This window comes from Faecalibacterium sp. Marseille-Q4137 (genome assembly GCF_017377535.1).
Taxonomy (GTDB): domain Bacteria; phylum Bacillota; class Clostridia; order Oscillospirales; family Ruminococcaceae; genus Faecalibacterium; species Faecalibacterium duncaniae.
In genome coordinates this window covers 30,095-46,784 of record NZ_JAFREK010000012.1, presented here as the reverse complement: position 1 = coordinate 46,784, position 16,690 = coordinate 30,095, and the positions used below count along the sequence as shown (strand labels likewise).

Below are 16,690 nucleotides of genomic sequence, written 5' to 3'. Positions count from 1 at the left end.
CCTTTATAATTATAAGAACTCTTTATTCAATCTGGGGTGGTTTCAATGAAAAATGTTTTTCTTGGAGAATATATCAAACAGCGGCGGCTGGATCTGGGCCTGACCCAGGAGCAGCTTTGCGATGGAATCTGTGAACCGATGACCCTTTCCCGACTGGAAAATGGCAAACAGACTCCCAGCCGCAATCGGATCAATGCCCTTTTGCAGCGGCTGGGCCTGCCGGATGACCGCTATTTTGCACTGTTGAGTAAAAATGAGCTGGAAATGGAAGCCCTTCAAAAGGAGATTGTTGCATGCAATGCTAATCATCGCGTGGAGGAAGGCTTTGAAACCTTAAAAAAATTTGAGCAGATTGCAGACCATGACGATCAAATCGCGCAGCAGTTTATCTTACGCTCTAAGGTGTTGTTGGGGCGTTTGGATCAACGATATACACCACAAGAACAGATTGACCTGTTGATGCAAGCAATTCGGCTGACGGTTCCCCGCTTTAATTTGGATGAGATTGAGAGGTTTTTTTATTCGACAGACGAAATCAAGATCATCAATCAAATTGGAATTGCATACTCCGATGATGGACAAAATAAAAAAGCAGCTGATATCTATTACCAGCTGCTGAAATATGTCCGAAAGCATTTTGAAGAAACAATCACTTCGGTTGGTATCTTACCGATGGTTTATTTTAATTATGCCCGTGTTCTGGATTTGTGCGGTCGCTACGAGGATAGCGCAGAATGTGCAGAAGAAGGCAGGAAGGCTTGCCTCAAATATGGGCACTATCAATATTTACCACATTGTCTTGAAATCCAAGCTGAATGCGCTCATTTCATGGGAGATGACAAAAAAAGCGCGGATCTCTATCGTAAATGCTATTATCTGTGCCAGGTCATCGAATACCAGGAAGGATTGGAAATTACCAAAAAGGAAGCAAAAGAATATCTGGGCATGGAATTTGAAACTTAAAGAGCTTCACCGCCCCCCGGAAACGCGTCATATAACTGCATACCCGATTCGTCCGGGTCTTCGGGCTGTTCTGTTTCGGTCACGCCAGTCTGAGGCGTGGGCAAGTCTTCAGGTTCAGCGGCAAAGCAGGGGACAGCCAGCAGACTGGTGGCCAGAACAATAGAAGTAATCAGAGTAAAAAGACGTTTCATAATTTATTTTCCTTTCGTTTTATGTTGTTTTGGTGTTGGCAAAAGGATACCACTACAAGGCAGTACAGACCATATCGTGTCGTGTTGCTTTTTTCTAACATAAAACGATGGGTTTTCCTGAGAATAAGATCAGATGCTTTCCAATCGGCTTGTGATGCAGCAAGTACTAAAATAAGAGGATGGCCACCCAAAACAATGCCGTCAAGTCATTTGTGTGTGAATTGCTTCCGAGTTTCTAAAATTGTCCTGCACGGTTTCTGCACGGAATCTGCACGGTTTCACCCTGTACAATGGTTGACAACAGGTGCAAAATTTACCAGTGGACGTGAAACATGAATTCGGATAAATTACTTATTATCGATAAAATTTTATGTTTTACGGCAGGCGGCATAATGGAGGAATTACCCCTGACTTGCGCTACGAATCAGTAGGCCGGGGGTTCGAGTCCCTTCCATCGCACCAAACCATGAAAATCCGAACCTTTTCTCGATAGGAGAAGGGTTCGGATTTTTTGTTTTCTTCGGAAATGAAAATTCAGGCTCTTCCCTGACGGCCGTGTGTCCGAAACCTTATCAAAAGAAAGACCGTATCACGAAGGTCACAACTGTAAAGGTGCCGTAAGGTAGAAAGGACACGAGTATGAAGTACGATGAAAGAACCTGCAAATTCAACATGGACACCGGCTGCGTGGAGCTGCTGCTCCGGGATGGAAGAAAAATTTCCATCGACTGCACCGGGGTCGAGGATGCGTTGGATGTGACCATGGCGCAGAGGTCGGAGTTGGATTACCTCATCTACAATGATCCGCTGAGCTACGCGGATTTGATTCTGAATGGTAACCCGGAGGAATATTTGAAAAATGTGGTCGGAGGTCATGGATCAGAGGATTTATCGTTTAGAGATTAACTCGATATAAGGAACAAGCCCACAGGTCTGCCGTATTTTTATGCGGTCTATCCTGTGGGCTTGTTTGCTATTATCGACTCATGATTGAATTTGAAATTTCAAGCACGACCGTATCATGTTTATAGGTGGTAACAACCATCGGCAGGCCTCCAGCCTTCAAAACTTATGCAGACGTTTGATTTTCGTATCGTTTAAGCCAGAGGAAAAAGCAGATGTTTAATAAGATGCCCACTGCGGTGGAGGTGGGTGCGGACAGACCGATCATCGTCAGGCTGGCGTTGGGCTGGATACTCATAATATACGCCATGGGGAGACGCACCAGCAGAGTCTGCACCAGCCCCTGTACCATGACCCAGAGGGTTTTGTCGTTGCCATTGAAGTAACCTACCATGCTGAACAGGATGGCAGTGGCGATGGTCTCGGGCGCAAAGCCCTTGAGGTAGGCGTAGCCGTTGGCAATAACCGCGGCATCTGCCGTAAACAGACCGGAGAGAACGTCACCCTTGCACCACACCAGTGCAAATACGACGCAGCCGAACACCAGACCGATGCCAATGCCGGTGAGCATGGACTGCTCGGCGCGTTTTTTATTGCCAGCACCCACGTTCTGGGACACAAAGGATGCCATGGACTGCATCAGAGAACTGGGGATCAGCATGGCAAAATTAACGATCTTGCACGCCACACCGTAGCCGGAAGATGCCTCCAGCCCCAACCGGTTGACGAAGGCGCAGAGCGCCAGAAAGGAAAGCTGGGTCAAAAACTCCTGCAAAGCCAGCGGCAGACCGATGCCCAGAAATTTTTTGCACTGGGGGTTCGGCTTGAAATCAGAGCGATGGATTTTGAAGGGCAGCTCCTTCTTCAGCAGCATTGCGATTGCACAGATTACGCTGACGGCTTGTGCTGCTACCGTAGCAATGGCGGCACCGGCAGCATCCAGATGAAAACCAGCCACCAGCACCAGATCGCCAATAACATTCACAATGCACGCCACCAGCACAAAGATCAGCGGAGAGCGGCTGTCGCCCAGACCGCGGAAAAGAGCCGAGAGCATATTATAGGCTACAATAAAGAAGATGCCGCTGCCGCAAATGCGCACATAGCTGGCGGTCAGGTCCAGGGCTTCGGCAGGAGCCTGCATCAGACTGGAAATAAGCCGTGCAAAAAACACCAGCACCACGAACAGTGCAGCTGCCAGAAGGGTGAACACAACAGCTGCCCCGCCAATGACTTGCCCGATGTACCGCGGTCGTTTTTCGCCCAGATAGCGGGCAATGAGCACTGTGACACCCATGGCAAGCTGGGTGACAACAAAGGTGACGAGGTTGAGTACCTGACTACCGGTGGAAACCGCAGACAAGCCTGAAGTGGAGCCAAAGCGCCCCACTACCAGAAGATCTACTGCGCCGTAAGCGGCCTGCAGCACCAGCGCACCCAGAATGGGCAGCATGAAAAAAGCGAGCTTTGGCAAAATGCGGCCTTGGGTAAAATCGGTCTTATCGTTTTTCAAGAGAATCTTTCCTTTCGCACATAATAGCATAGAATTTTTCCAGCGTTTGGATGGTGCACGCTGCATCCTCCTCGGAAATGCCGTCCAGATACGGGAGCAGTTGCGAGAAGTAGTCCGTATTGTACTTCTGGGAAAGCGCTTGCCCGCTCTCGGTGAGGAACAGATAGGTCACGCGGCCATCTTCAGCGGACACCTGTTTTCTCAGATACCCTTTGTGCTCCATCTCTTTTACGGTACGGGTCACACCGGGGCGGGGCAGATTCAGCGCATCGCTGAGATCAGAGATCTTCGGCCAGATGCCACGGGTCTGCAATTTCTGAATAACATCCAGACACTGGATATAGGAGGATGTCACACCCTCCGGCAGGGCAGGCAGCATCTCCCGTGCCCGCTTTGCCAGATAGCAGGCATCCAGCAGCTGCTTGATCAGTTCGATGGTCATAATGAAATTCCTCTCCAAACGATTATCGAAGGTAATTAACATTGATAATTATATAGAACTACCCGGGAATGTCAAGTCTTTTTGAAAAATCGGAGATGTCGGCAGCTTTGAGGCATCTGCTTCCGGCATACCATTCTAGAGGGTGTTTGAGCGAATACAGTCTGAACCATGGATTAGAAGATCAAATACAAAACAAAAACAGGGTGCGTCCCTGAATAGGACGCACCCTGCCAGCGTAATTCACGATTTGATTCGTTGGCAACAACCGTGAATTGCATATCGCAAACAGGTCGTTGAGAATTGCTCTGCTTGTAAAACTTGCGATTAAAGCCACAGATAACAGCGATATGTACAGCAGGGAGTTCCCCACCGGAGGGAACTTCCTGTTTTTCGTTGTTTGCATGATGAGCCTGCTCTGCCTGCCACGCAGCAAACTCCCGCTGGCCTTCCTCGCTGTTCCAGCAGGCAAGGATGGCCGGGTAGAATGCCCGTGCCAGACGGTCGATGACTTCATCGGGGTAAGGGGAAGTGTTGGTGGACTTTTTCTTTTTGTTCAAACGCACGCTCCTTTGATCGTCCCCAACGTGGCAAATTCGGGCGAGAAAATCAAAGTTCCAATTTTTATCAGGCGCAAGGGCGCGGATGCTTTCCGCCCTGCACTTGCGGCTGGGGGCTCGTTGATGGCTTACAGGTGTCTGCTGTTATGCGGTCTTTTCTTCTTCAAGGGCTTCTGCAAGAGCCTTTTCCAGATAGGTTTCGATTTCAGTCAGGTAGTTAGCAGGTCTCTGCATTGCGAAGCGGAGAACCTTTTGCTTTTCCGGGTCAGTGAAATAGCTGGGATTGTTTTTGAGCGTTTTCTTCCATGAGTTTTTCATCATTTCGGTCGCACGGCTCAAGGATTTGTAAACCTTCATAAACTCGTCCGGTACATGATAGCACCGGAATTCTTCTGTTTGTGGTGTGGGCATGGGAACGGGTTCTGCTTTTTCAGGTTCAAATTCTGCACTGGCAGATTCCAACACTTCCAATGCCTCTGGATGCAGGATTTGAGCAAGGACATCTGAACGATGCTCGGCACTTACCTGCACGAGTTTGGACATTTCTTCGTTGGTAAACTTCACTTCGCCGGAAAAGACTTTCTGCTTGATGCCGGGAGAGAGGTTGTCTGCGATGTCGATGCCTCGTGTATAGTGGCTGGCGCGGAGAACGGAGGCGCGGCTGACACCGTTTTCCTCTGCGATCCGGTCACAGGTTTTCTTTCCAGAGTGGTGGTTATCACCGTGATCACCACCACTTTTCTTTGCTAAAGTGTACTGATTACCCCGAAAGATTTTTGCAGCTTTCTTTTCAGCTTCATACTGTTTCCCAAGCAGATAGCGTTTCTGTTCGGGGCTCAGGTTTCGCCGTCCCAACTGATTCCGGCAAATCCACGCAATGGTTTCTTCGCGGTTCTCAAATTGGAGCGGCGTAGTGGAAAAATAAATCTCAGGATGCTTCTGGAGAATGGCATAACGGTTGTGGCCGTCAACAAGGGTATTGTTCCAAACGATCAAAGGAGAGAGCAGCTTGCCTTCCTTGAGGATGTTTTCTTCAAGCTGCTTAAATTCATCATCGGTCAGAGGAGGAATCTGAGACTGGAACTCCGGGTCGATTTTCAGGTTGATCATACGCACACTCCTTTATCTCTCCTGCTGCGCCGGTTCTTCCTCCCGGAAAAAGGACGCAACATTCTGCTTTGCGGTTTTCAGCTTGAGCAGCTCGTTCTTGGCTTCCTTGTACTGCTCGTAGAACTGTGCCTTTTCGGATGCCAGCTGCGCATACTCGGCTTCCAGTTTCTTCGGGCTGGGCAGCTTGGTGATATCATTTGCCTTGAAATAGGCTGCTGCCGCCCGGTGCGCTGTCAGCTCTGCACGGTGCTGTTCTTCAAAGGCTGCGGGTCGTTTTGCAGCTTTTAACTGCTGTGCGACGCTCTTGGTGCTGGCGTAGGCTGCGACATGATAGCGCAGCTCATTGTTGGCTTTCACGCGACCTTCGAGGTCTTTCACCACCGCCAGTGCATCGTGATACTTGGTTTCCAGTTCAGCGATGCGCTGGTTCAGGGCGTCCTCGTCGGTCAAGTCCTTTTCCTGCAGAAGCTTCACGGTCTGTGCCATAACTTTGAGATTGTGTTTCGTGAGCCAACGCTTATAGCCGATGCCCTTGCCCTCGGTCATCCTCGACTGGATGTCGATCAGTTTCCCGATGGTATCCTGCTTGAACTGCGCCTTGGGTTTGCATTCGGCGTTTGCCTGCAACGTGACAAACACTGCCGCCTTATCGAACTTGTCACCGAGATGTTTCGCTCGGATAAACTTTGTTCTGCCAGCGGGCAGATAGCTCAGACACCCACGGCTTTCCTTGACGGCAATACCATACTGCTGCATGAGCCTGTCAGAAAAATCTTCAAAGCTGGTGGCACGGTACAGCACCGAAGAAATCTGTTTCCGCAGGGTATCTTTTACGGTTTCAAACTTCTTCTGCCGGGGCTGCTGTCCAGTTGCGGTAAGGGCTGCGTTCTCGCGGTCAAGTTTCATCTGACTGCGCCTGCGTGCCCAATACTCGGCTTCGCTGACACGCTCCTTTGATCCGTTGAGCAGGTCGATCTGGTACAGTCCGGCACTTTCGCACAGCTCCATGACCTCGACACGGAGGTGCCGCATGGTCTGGGCGGTGCTGGAGTGCTTCATGCCCTCGCGCCAATCGCGGGGCTTCTGCATATAGGGCTTACGCTCCACTTCTCGTGTTCGGATGCTGCCGATCACGATGTGGACATGGATGTTTCCCGAATGGTTGTGCCCATCGGGGTGAGTGCAGACGATGGCAGGATGACCGGGGAAGTTTTCTTCGCAGAATTTCAGGCCAAGTGCCTGTGCCTTTTCCATGGTCAAGCCGTTGTCGGCTGCATCCCGTGGGTCGAAGCTGATGATATACTGGTGGCTCTTGATATCATCCGGGTTGTTGTTCTTGTCGTACTTCCGATTTGCCAGCAGACAGGCCGTTGCAAACGAGGCTTCGCCGCATTCAAGGGTGTCCAGAATGTACGATTCCCGCAGCTTGGGTCTGCCCTGTTCGTCCAGAATCTTCTTGCCGGAAAATTCATCGTGCTGGTAAATCAGATAGGTTTCGGCAGCAGAGTAGTCCGAATTTTTAGAGGCGATATGCTTCAGCGTTGCCATACAGTTCACCCAGAACTTTCTCGGCGTTCAGCCGAAATGCGGTCAGGTCTGCAAGTTCGTCAAGGAGTTTCGCCCGCAGTTGTTCGGTGTCTGCGCCGCCGGAGTTGAAGTGTCGTGCGAGTTGGTTCAGGTTGCCGCCCACCCTGCTGCACTGGGCAAGCAGAGTAGAAACAGCATTCAGAGTTTCTTCTCCGCCGCCTGCAACGATGACCGTTTTCTCGATCTTGACGTTGTGGATGGCACGGCGGATAAAAGTGGAGAGGGAGAGATTCAGGAGTTTGCAAGTGAGTTCCAGTGACGCTTTTTCCTCCGCTGTCACACGGAACTTGATGACGTGCGTTTTGTTGTTCGGCGTGTCGTGGTGCTGGGAATTGCTAGGGGTCGGTTGAACATTCGTTTTGGTCATTGTACCTCCTGTCTGTTCGATAACTCCTCGGTGAAGTTATGTAAAGCACGACACGCCGTTCCATTCGTGCCGCAAGGCACGAATGATGAGCAGGGTTTGGGGCAGGCACGCCCCAACAAGATCACTTCGGAAATGCAGACGCATTGCAGAAGTGAAGTCCCAGTGGAGCACAACATTTTCAAGAATTGAAAATTTGTGGCCACGGGACGGTTCTTGCCCTCTACCGCTGCGCTCAAAACGTATTTTTAACAAATGTTTCCGAATTGTTAAGACGCAAAAAATAAGTAGAGGGGGTTCTGCTCATGTATGGGAGTCACCGTTTGCTCCGAACGAAGTTCCTGCCCCTGTTTGTGCAGCGGCGTTGACAAAAAGTCGGTATCACGTCCGGTCGGCTCATGAAATTTTCAATGTGCAGCTCCCGTAAAAGAAAAATACCGCCCACGCAGCGCAGCGATGATTTTGTCGGGTGAATCGGCGGCAAAATGAATCGGGTGTGTTGCGGGGCGGTAGCTTCTTTCGTGGATTTTTCCTCACTGAAGTGGTGGGGCTCACGGTGATAACCAACCACTTTTGCAGAAGATTTGCAATCAATCTACAAGTTCAGTGGGATTTGTGATAGAGAATATCATGGTTCGTAGGGTACATCAAGATGATTCCGAAGAAATTATTTATGAATGGAGACAATAGTAAGACTTCTATTATGAATATGATACACTTTACATCATGAAAGAATTTAAGCTGCACAAAGATGATTCAAGCGGATGTGCAATATGCACAATAAGTTTTCTACAGCAAAATACAGATGTGGTCATTTAGCTCTTTTACCAGACAACTTTTTTTGTAAAATAAAAAAATTTGTTGACTTGAAATTGCTTGAAATGTTATCTTGTTGGTAACAAAAGCACGGTGAAGTGCTTGCTACCACACGAAAAGGCAAAACAAAAAAGGAGAGTAAAATGATGAAAAAGCGTATTGCGGCGTTGGTCACCGCCGGTGTCCTTGCTTTGTCGATGCTTACCGGCTGCGGAAGCAAACAGGAGAGCTGGAAAGTTACCTGCCCGTGGGCACCGTCTGGTGTAGCAGCGATGGTCAGCCAAAAGGCTGCTGCCAAGTCCCCTGATTATTCTGATAATAAAATCACACTGGTTGCTGAAGCCGTCAAGGGCGATGCTGCTACTGTCAACACTTGGGTGTCCAGTACTAAGGCAAATGATAAGGAACTGGTCTTCGCCGGTGAGGGTCTGTTCGCCATTACCGAGACTCTGGATCCGGCCAAGCTGCAGTTCAGCTACGACGATTTCGAGTTCGTGGAGAACTTGTACTCCTCCGTCTTCGTCCTGTCCGCTGATTCTTCACTGAACCTCAAGAATCTGGACGATCTGGAGGCCTATGTCAAGGCAGGCAACCCCGTATCCGTGGCCGTTAACGGCGCTACCGGCTCCGAGGCTTTCCTGGCAGCGGCTCTGTTCGGCTCTATGGGTGCCGGCGACCAGCTGAAACTGACTCCGTACCAGTCCGCTGCGGAGGCTGCACAGGCTGTAGCTAAGGGTGAAACGAACTTCGCGGTCTCTCACCAGTCTCAGATTCTTGAGACCTACCAGCAGGGCGGCGTTGATGTGGTTTGCGCATTCGATGACAAGGCTATCGAAAACGGCCCCTTCGCAGGCGTTGAGGGCGTTGGCTCCAAGGGCTACCCCTACTTCCGCAACCGCTGCTTCGTCATGGCTCGCAAAGGTACTGACGCCGCAAAGGTTGCCGAGCTGAAAGAGCTGTATGATAAGATCCTCGCCGATGATGAGATGGTCGAGTGGCTGAACGACACCATGCTGCTGGAAGTCGATACCATGACCGAGGACGATGTGAAGGCTCACATTGAGAACGTCAAGAGCATCGTCGAGCAGTATAAGGACATCGTGGCAGGCTGATAAAAAGCCCTCATAGCGACAAAAAGCTGAAGCAGGGGGAAGGGGATGACCCCGTCCCCCTGCTTTTATATTTAAAAAGGAGTGGAAACAGGTGAAAAATCTGATAGAACGCATCGAAGCAAGACTGGATGAATGGGGCGCAAAGCTCGAACAGAAGAACATCGAGTACCCGGTAGACCTGATTTGCGGCATTCTGTTTCTGGTCATTGGCATCGTGCTGCTGCTCATCATGCCGCAGCAGGTGCAGATCTCGGAAAAAGACGTTGTGAATGGCCGCGCTTTCCCGACGATGCTGATTTGGCTCATGCTGGCCATGAGCGCCCTTCTGGTGGGCCGCGAGGCATACAACATGGTGATGCACCGCCCGACCAAAACTAAAACGCTGAATCTTTTGGTGGAAACAAAAGCACTCGTCATCGTCCTCATTCTGGTGGTCACTTATCTGCTGGCAGAGGTCACGGATCTGTTTGTTGTGGGCGCTGTATTCTGCGCACTGGCATTTCTGGTCTTTTTCCGCTGCAAGAAACCCCTTTACTATGCCATCACAGTTTCAATGGCTGTGTTGATTTGGGTCGTATTCCACTTTGTGCTGAATGTTAGTTTCTGAGGAGGCAGAATATGGGTTTGTTTGACTTTATCGGCCCGGCCTCCGGGCTGCTTTTCACCCTCGAAAATATCATCTGGATAAACCTCGGCGTCTTTATTGGCTGCGTGTTCGCGGCCATCCCGGGATTAAGTGTTATCCTCTGCATCATCCTATTCCTGCCTGTCACTTATACCATGCGTGCGATTCCCGGCATGATGTTCCTGTTGGGCATTTACTGCGCAGGTGGCTATGGTGGCTCGGTATCGGCTATCCTTATCAACACGCCGGGTACGCCCCACGCGGCGGCTACTATGCTGGACGGCTATCCGCTGTCCAAAATGGGCCGCACTAAGGCGGCGTTGAAAATTGCACTTTATGCATCTACCTTTGGCGGTATCTTCTCTGCGTTGGTGCTGCTCTTCCTCGGCCCTCAGGTCGCAAAAATTTCGGCACAGCTCGGCACGGCGGAGTACTTTATGGTCTGCCTGTTCGGCATGACGATTATTGCAGGCGTTTCTGGTAAGAGCCTTGTCAAGGGCATCATCGCCGCCTGCCTTGGTTTGCTTATTTCCTGTGTGGGCGCAGACCCCATGACCAGCTATGACCGCTTTACATTTGGTATTCCCCGTCTGTATCTGGGTCTTGACCTTGCCGTTACCCTCATCGGTTTGTTCGCACTGGTGGAAATCATTGGCAAGGCAGAGCTGAAGCGGAATGAGTTGAACCTTCACGCCGGAAAAATCGGCAATGATGACGGCAAAATCACAAAAGATGAATATAAGCGGATGTTCCGACCAGTGCTGATGGGTTCTATCATCGGTTCCTGTGTTGGTATCGTACCTGGCACGGGTGCGTCGGAGGCCTCGTGGTTCTCCTACAACACTGCGAAGAACCTGTCCAAGCATCCCGAGGAATTCGGCCACGGTTCTGTGGAGGGCGTTGCGGCTGCTGAGTCTGCCAACAATGCCGTCTGTGGCGCGACCCTGATTCCCTTGCTGACGCTGGGCATCCCCGGCGACGGCTGCGTGGCCATCATGTTGTCGGCCCTGATGATAAATGGCCTGAACCCCGGTCTCTCGCTGTTCACCACCGACGGCGCTATCATGTATGCCATCATGCTGGGCCTTATCCTCGTGAACATCTTCATGTTCCTGCAGGGCAAATACCTGACTAGCCTGTTTGCAAAGGTCGTCTCCATCCCTCAGCAGATCTTGACCCCCATCATCGTGATTTTCTGTTTCGCCGGTGCTTACTCGGTGAACAGCAGCTATTTTGATTTGAGCGTTGCGCTGGTGTTCGGCGTGATGGCGTGGTTCATGCGCAAGCTGGAGCTGCCCGCTGTCCCTGTGCTGCTGGGCATGGTGCTGGGCAATATGACCGAGACGAACTTCCGCCGCGCCCTGCTCATCTCGGATGGAAGTCCCAAAATCTTCTTCAGCAGTGTGTATTGCTGGATTTTTATCGCGCTAATCGTGGTGGTTATCATCGGCATCCTGCGCGGCAAGATGAAGGAAACGAAGAACGCGAAAGTGGAACAGTAAAAGGAGGTAAAGACCGTGGCATATAACATTATTTTCTACTTCAGTGACCAGCAGCGCTGGGATACCTGCGGCTGCTTCGGCCAGCCGCTCAACGTCACACCCAATCTGGACAAGCTGGCAGAGGAGGGCGTAAAATTTGACAATGCTTTCTCTCCCCAGCCGGTGTGCGGCCCTTGCCGCGCCCTATTCCAGACCGGAAAATACCCCACTGAGACAGGCTGTTTCCGCAATAACCTGATGCTGCCCTCGAATATCAAGACTCTGGGCGAGTATATGGAAAAAGATGCCGGCTACGAAACTGCCTATGTCGGCAAGTGGCATCTGGCCTCGGATGGCGAGCTGGAAAAGAAGCCGACCATTGACCATACCATTACAGCCGTTCCGTTGGAGTTGCGCGGCGGCTACACCGGCTACTGGCGTGCAGCCGATGTGCTGGAATTTACCTCCCACGGCTACGACGGCTATGTGTTCGACGAGAACAACAACCGCATCGATTTTAAGGGCTACCGTGCTGACTGCATCAACCAGTTCGCGCTGGACTACCTCGACCAGTACACCGGCGAAAAGCCCTTCTTCATGACCGTATCCCAAATTGAGCCGCACCATCAGAATGACCACAACCACTACGAAGGCCCCAACGGCTCGAAGCAGCGATTTGCGGATTTTGTCCTCCCCGAAGACTTGAAGGCTCTGGGCGGCAATGCAGCAGAAGAGTATCCGGATTATCTGGGACAGTGCGCAAGCCTCGACGAGAACCTCGGCAAGCTGGTGGAAAAACTGAAAGAAAAGGGTCTGTATGAGAATACTGTTATCCTTTACGCTTCCGACCATGGCTCTCATTTCAAGACCCGCAACCGCGACGCCCATCTGAACGGATACGATGACTATAAGCGCTCGTGCCACGACGGCTGCCTGCATGTGCCGCTGGTCATCTGCGGCGGCCCGTTCAAGGGCGGCAAGGAAGTCACCGAGCTGGTCAGCACCGAGAGCATCCCCAAGACTCTGTTGGCTTTGGCAGGCGTGGATGTCGGCGACAAGATGATCGGCGAAAATCTGCTTGACGTTGTGGAAAAGAAAAATCATAATAGAGCTAATGAGGTCTACGCCCAAATCTCGGAGAGCCGCTGCGGCCGCTGCATCCGCACGGCAGATTATATGTACTCTGTCTATGCCCCCGGTGTCAATGGCGGCGAGGCTGCGGCATCTGATGTGTATGCGGACGACTTCCTCTATGATATGCAGAAAGACCCGTGGCAGCTGAACAATGTTGTCGCAGATCCTGCATACGCCGACGTCAAAGCGGAGCTTCGTGAGCGCTTGCTGAACTGGATACAGCACGCAGAAGGCACCCGCCCCACCATCACCGACTGAAAAGGAGCGTTTGCCCATGCTCTCGGCTGCTGAGAAAAAATCTGCTCAGGTATATCGTTGGCTTCTGGCTTATATCGACGAAAACAAGTTTTCTGGAAATCAACGACTGCCCTCGGAAAATGCACTCTGCCGAAAGCTGGGCGTCAGCCGGGAAACGATTCGAGTTGCCATTGACCGATTGGTGAATGAAGGAATCGTGTACAAAGTCAAAGGGAGCGGCACCTATTTCCACCGGGAAAAGGTGATGACGCGCGATTTGAACACCGAGGATGCACTTTATAAGATCGGCCTTGTTTTGCAAGGTCAGGATACGAGTGCAAATTCGGGGCTGATTGAGGGTGTGCGCAGCGTTCTGACACAGGAACGGGTGGATCTGCACGTATTTCTGACCGATAACAAGTTCTGCAACGAACGCCGCTGTCTGGAAACAGTGGTGCATCAGAATTTTCATGGCTTTATCGTGGACGGTGTTAAGTCGAGTATCCTCAGCCCGAATCTTGACTGCTACAAGGAACTTTATCGGCGCAAAATTCCGGTGATATTCTACAACAATTTTTATCGGAATCTGCGCTGTCCGCGTGTGACCATCAATGATATTGAATGTGCGCATCAGTTGATAGGGCGCCTGATGGATGCCGGACACAGCCACATTGCAGGCATCTTCGTGTACGACAACTACCAGAGCGTAGAAAAGTTTCAAGGCATGGCGGAAGCGATGCGAAATCGTGGTTTGGAACTGAACGATGATTACATCAAGTGGTGTATTTCGGACGAAGCCCACAACGAAAGCTATGTCCGTTCCATTGAAAGATTTCTGAAGAGCATCCCTAAATGCACCGCTATCGTCTGCTGCAACTACATCATCTATCGGCTGGTCATGAAAACCCTGCAGAAAATGGGGAAGACTGTACCCGAAGATTATTCGCTGGTCTGTTTTGATTATTCCGAAGAAACTTATCGGCAGGAGGATGTTACCTGCTCCGTGGAGCAAGGCTTCGAGATGGGACGTCAGCTTGCGCTGCGGCTTATGGAGATGATTTCCACCGGCGAATGCGATGACCGGAACTACACTTATGTCATGAAGCCCATCCTCTACGATGGCCATTCCATCCGGAAGATCAAAAAGGTAAAATAAAGATTCTCCCGGAGGCAGTACTGCTCTCCGGGAGAATCTCTTTATCGGTTTTGTTGTGCCAGAAAATGTGCAGCAGTATGCAGGCGCGGAAGCACATAGGCAAAGAACTGCTTATACGCTGCGCAAAAGCGGTTGCTTCCAGAGGCATCCCAATCTCGCTTGCATCCGCCCCGGCAGAGCAGCTGATAAGCACATGCTGCGCATTCCGCCGGGCGTTTGCGGCCCTGTGCCAGAAATGTCTGGCTTGTGGGAGAATCAAGCGCATCTTCAACGGTACAGTGGCTCAGATTTCCCAGCTTCCACTCATCCAGAACATAAAAGTCACAGGGATAAAGGCTTCCGTCACCTTCTACGGTAAGATAATGTCCACAGGAACCGGAGGAAGCGCAGGAGGTAGGCGGCATTCCCAGCAGGATACGCAGATAGTCCTCAAAATTGCGAACGCTGATATAATTGCCTCGTTGCAGCTGCTGATACCAAGTATCAAAGACGCCGCACAGAAAACGACCATAAAGTTCCGGCGTTAGAGAATATGCCTGCCCTCCAATCGTATCAAGTGGGTCAAGACATGGGATGAATTGCAGATTGTGCTGTCCCAACTCGCAGAGGCTTTTGAAGGCTCGCTGCGGCTTTCTGGCCAGCTGTCCGGTCACAACACAGAGCAGATTCGTTTCGACCCTGTAGGCATCCAGCAGCGCAAGCGCATGAGTTACTTTATCCCATGTGCCCTGCCCAGCTGCGTCCAGCCGATAGAGATCATGGTTCTCCTGTGTGCCGTCCAGAGAGAGGCCTACGAGGAAAGAGTTGGCTTTGAAAAAGGAAGCCCACTCTTCATCCAGACAAATGCCATTGGTCTGGATGCTGTGGAACACAGAGATATTGCGCTGCATGGAACGCTCCGTTTCCAGAAAGAACCGGAAGAAATCCAACCCGGCAAGAGTCGGTTCGCCGCCCTGAAACAGAAAATGGACGCTGCCGCCTTCCTCTGTGGCTGCAAAAGCCTTTTCAACCAGTTCTCCTGCCATTTCATGGGAAAGCAGTCCCATATTTTTGCAGGCTCGGCTGTTGGAAACATCGTCATAAAAGCAGTACCGGCAACGCAGATTGCACAGGCTGGACGCTGGCTTGACGAGAAATGTATTATGTTTCATAGAGATTCCCTCCGTGCTTCGCAGTTCTTAAAACAAGGATACCGGAAAATACGGGCTTTCGCAAGCAGTAACAGTTAAAAGCTGTTTGAAATAGTAAGAAAACGAATATAGTTGTCCGAAAATCAAAAAAAGGAGAAGAAAACTTGTATGGATGAAAATAAAACATACGGTACACGGTTAGCACGGCTTTGGAAGCTGTTTTTGAGTACGCTGTACATTAGCAGCTTTACCTTCGGCGGCGGCTTTGTCATCGTGACCTTTATGAAGAAAAAATTTGTAGATGAGCTGCACTGGATCGATGAACAGGAAATGCTGGATATGACAGCGTTGGCGCAGTCCTCTCCGGGCGCAATCGCGGTCAATGCTGCAATTCTGGTAGGCTGGCAGGTAGAAGGCTTGATTGGAATGATCGTGGCAGTGTTGGGCACCATCATCCCACCTATGGTCATTCTTTCAGTCATTTCTGTGTTCTACAATGCTTTTGCCACCAATCGCTATATCGCGTTGTTACTCAAGGGAATGCAGGCTGGTGTGGCGGCGGTCATTCTGGATGTTGTATTCGACCTCGGCGGCAAGGTGCTGAAGACCCGCTCATGGGTGTATATTGCCCTGATGGTCGCAGCGTTTGTCGCAAATACGGTGTTTGATGTCAATGTGGTGGTGGTCATCCTTGCCGCTGCAGTATTCGGCGTGGTGCTGGCTCTGGTCCAGTGGAAAAAAGGTGGTGCAAAATGATCTACTTACAGCTTTTTCTCAGCTTTTTGCAGGTGGGTATGTTCAGCGTAGGCGGCGGCTATGCGGCCATGCCGCTGATCCAGAGCCAAGTGGTGGAACAACATGGCTGGCTGACGATGCAGGAGTTTACTGACCTCATCACGATTGCAGAAATGACCCCTGGTCCCATTGCGGTCAACTCGGCAACTTTTGTTGGTTTGCGTATCGCGCAGGTACCCGGAGCCATCATTGCAACACTAGGTTGCATTACACCGGCGCTGTTCTTTGTTTCACTTCTATCCTACATCTATCGTAAATACAAGGATATTTCTCTGCTGCAAAGTGTTCTGGCCTGCCTGCGTCCGGTCATTGTAGCGCTTATCTTTGGTGCAGGTCTTTCTATACTGTCTATGGTGGTGTTCGGAGAGAGTGCAAAGACGCTCGCCAACGTAGACTGGATCGGCATCGGCAGTTTTGCATCGGCATTTTTTGTCCTACGGAAGCTCAAGTGGAATCCCATCCTGACCATGTGCCTGTGCGGCGTGGCCGGGCTTGGACTTCACATTTTGCTCGGAATATAATCTTAAGACAATTTGTCTGTTGGAATCATGAAAATAAATCATTGGGCTTGCAA

Annotated in this window: 17 protein-coding genes; 9 read left to right on the top strand and 8 right to left on the bottom strand. The window is 50.8% G+C overall.

The window, feature by feature from the left end; translation table 11 throughout:
- The first annotated feature begins 45 nt into the window (after nt 1-45).
- Nucleotides 46-963, top strand: coding sequence for a helix-turn-helix transcriptional regulator (locus tag J3353_RS06730; RefSeq protein WP_097793639.1), 918 nt, complete (start codon nt 46-48; stop codon nt 961-963).
- Here the strand turns inward: J3353_RS06730 and J3353_RS06725 are convergent.
- A complete protein-coding gene (locus J3353_RS06725; RefSeq protein ID WP_097793638.1) occupies nt 960-1,154 on the bottom strand; it encodes a hypothetical protein in 195 nt (64 codons plus the stop codon). The genes J3353_RS06730 and J3353_RS06725 overlap by 4 nt on opposite strands.
- 639 nt (nt 1,155-1,793) lie before the next feature.
- Here J3353_RS06725 and J3353_RS06720 point away from each other — a divergent pair.
- Entirely contained in the window at nt 1,794-2,060 is a 267-nt protein-coding gene (locus J3353_RS06720; protein ID WP_097778407.1) for a DUF6061 family protein, read from the top strand.
- A gap of 163 nt (nt 2,061-2,223) precedes the next feature.
- On the opposite strand, the gene J3353_RS06715 is transcribed toward J3353_RS06720, so the two are convergent.
- The 6 genes from J3353_RS06715 to J3353_RS06690 all read right to left on the bottom strand — a co-directional run bounded on the left by J3353_RS06715 (nt 2,224) and on the right by J3353_RS06690 (nt 7,633).
- A complete protein-coding gene (locus tag J3353_RS06715) occupies nt 2,224-3,570 on the bottom strand; it encodes an MATE family efflux transporter (RefSeq protein ID WP_207684477.1) in 1,347 nt (448 codons plus the stop codon).
- The gene (locus J3353_RS06710; protein WP_055190626.1) at nt 3,557-4,012 is read right to left on the bottom strand and encodes a MarR family winged helix-turn-helix transcriptional regulator; all 456 of its coding nucleotides are present in this window, start codon (nt 4,010-4,012) and stop codon (nt 3,557-3,559) included. Before J3353_RS06710 ends, J3353_RS06715 begins: the two co-directional genes overlap by 14 nt.
- A 173-nt stretch (nt 4,013-4,185) precedes the next feature.
- Nucleotides 4,186-4,575 (bottom strand): transposase, encoded by a 390-nt coding sequence (locus J3353_RS16310; protein ID WP_370569175.1) that lies wholly within the window; start codon nt 4,573-4,575, stop codon nt 4,186-4,188.
- Between the two features lie 138 nt (nt 4,576-4,713).
- A complete protein-coding gene (locus J3353_RS06700; RefSeq protein WP_097781462.1) occupies nt 4,714-5,679 on the bottom strand; it encodes a hypothetical protein in 966 nt (321 codons plus the stop codon).
- Between the two features lie 12 nt (nt 5,680-5,691).
- Entirely contained in the window at nt 5,692-7,227 is a 1,536-nt protein-coding gene (locus J3353_RS06695) for a relaxase/mobilization nuclease domain-containing protein (protein WP_207684476.1), read from the bottom strand.
- Nucleotides 7,199-7,633 (bottom strand): plasmid mobilization relaxosome protein MobC, encoded by a 435-nt coding sequence (locus J3353_RS06690; RefSeq protein WP_207684475.1) that lies wholly within the window; start codon nt 7,631-7,633, stop codon nt 7,199-7,201. The genes J3353_RS06695 and J3353_RS06690 overlap by 29 nt, the downstream gene beginning before the upstream one ends.
- Nucleotides 7,634-8,592: 959 nt before the next feature.
- Here J3353_RS06690 and J3353_RS06685 point away from each other — a divergent pair.
- The 5 genes from J3353_RS06685 to J3353_RS06665 all read left to right on the top strand — a co-directional run bounded on the left by J3353_RS06685 (nt 8,593) and on the right by J3353_RS06665 (nt 14,191).
- Entirely contained in the window at nt 8,593-9,558 is a 966-nt protein-coding gene (locus tag J3353_RS06685) for a tripartite tricarboxylate transporter substrate-binding protein (protein ID WP_044953587.1), read from the top strand.
- 91 nt (nt 9,559-9,649) lie between these two features.
- On the top strand, nt 9,650-10,165 hold the full coding sequence (locus J3353_RS06680) for a tripartite tricarboxylate transporter TctB family protein (RefSeq protein WP_197037036.1): 516 nt from the start codon (nt 9,650-9,652) through the stop codon (nt 10,163-10,165).
- 11 nt (nt 10,166-10,176) lie between these two features.
- Entirely contained in the window at nt 10,177-11,685 is a 1,509-nt protein-coding gene (locus J3353_RS06675; RefSeq protein ID WP_015536705.1) for a tripartite tricarboxylate transporter permease, read from the top strand.
- 15 nt (nt 11,686-11,700) lie between these two features.
- Nucleotides 11,701-13,056, top strand: coding sequence for a sulfatase-like hydrolase/transferase (locus tag J3353_RS06670; protein WP_097776425.1), 1,356 nt, complete (start codon nt 11,701-11,703; stop codon nt 13,054-13,056).
- 16 nt (nt 13,057-13,072) lie between these two features.
- On the top strand, nt 13,073-14,191 hold the full coding sequence (locus J3353_RS06665; protein WP_207684474.1) for a GntR family transcriptional regulator: 1,119 nt from the start codon (nt 13,073-13,075) through the stop codon (nt 14,189-14,191).
- A gap of 41 nt (nt 14,192-14,232) precedes the next feature.
- On the opposite strand, the gene J3353_RS06660 is transcribed toward J3353_RS06665, so the two are convergent.
- Nucleotides 14,233-15,342 carry an anaerobic sulfatase maturase gene (locus J3353_RS06660; RefSeq protein ID WP_015536708.1) on the bottom strand — a complete coding sequence of 370 codons (1,110 nt, stop codon included), beginning with the start codon at nt 15,340-15,342 and terminating at the stop codon, nt 14,233-14,235.
- A gap of 147 nt (nt 15,343-15,489) precedes the next feature.
- Here J3353_RS06660 and J3353_RS06655 point away from each other — a divergent pair, with 147 nt between their 5' ends.
- Nucleotides 15,490-16,077, top strand: a complete 588-nt coding sequence (locus J3353_RS06655) for a chromate transporter (RefSeq protein ID WP_005941143.1) — start codon at nt 15,490-15,492, stop codon at nt 16,075-16,077.
- Nucleotides 16,074-16,637: a chromate transporter gene (locus J3353_RS06650; protein ID WP_015536709.1), complete on the top strand. Its 564-nt coding sequence runs from the start codon at nt 16,074-16,076 to the stop codon at nt 16,635-16,637. The genes J3353_RS06655 and J3353_RS06650 overlap by 4 nt, the downstream gene beginning before the upstream one ends.
- The last annotated feature ends 53 nt before the right edge of the window (nt 16,638-16,690 follow it).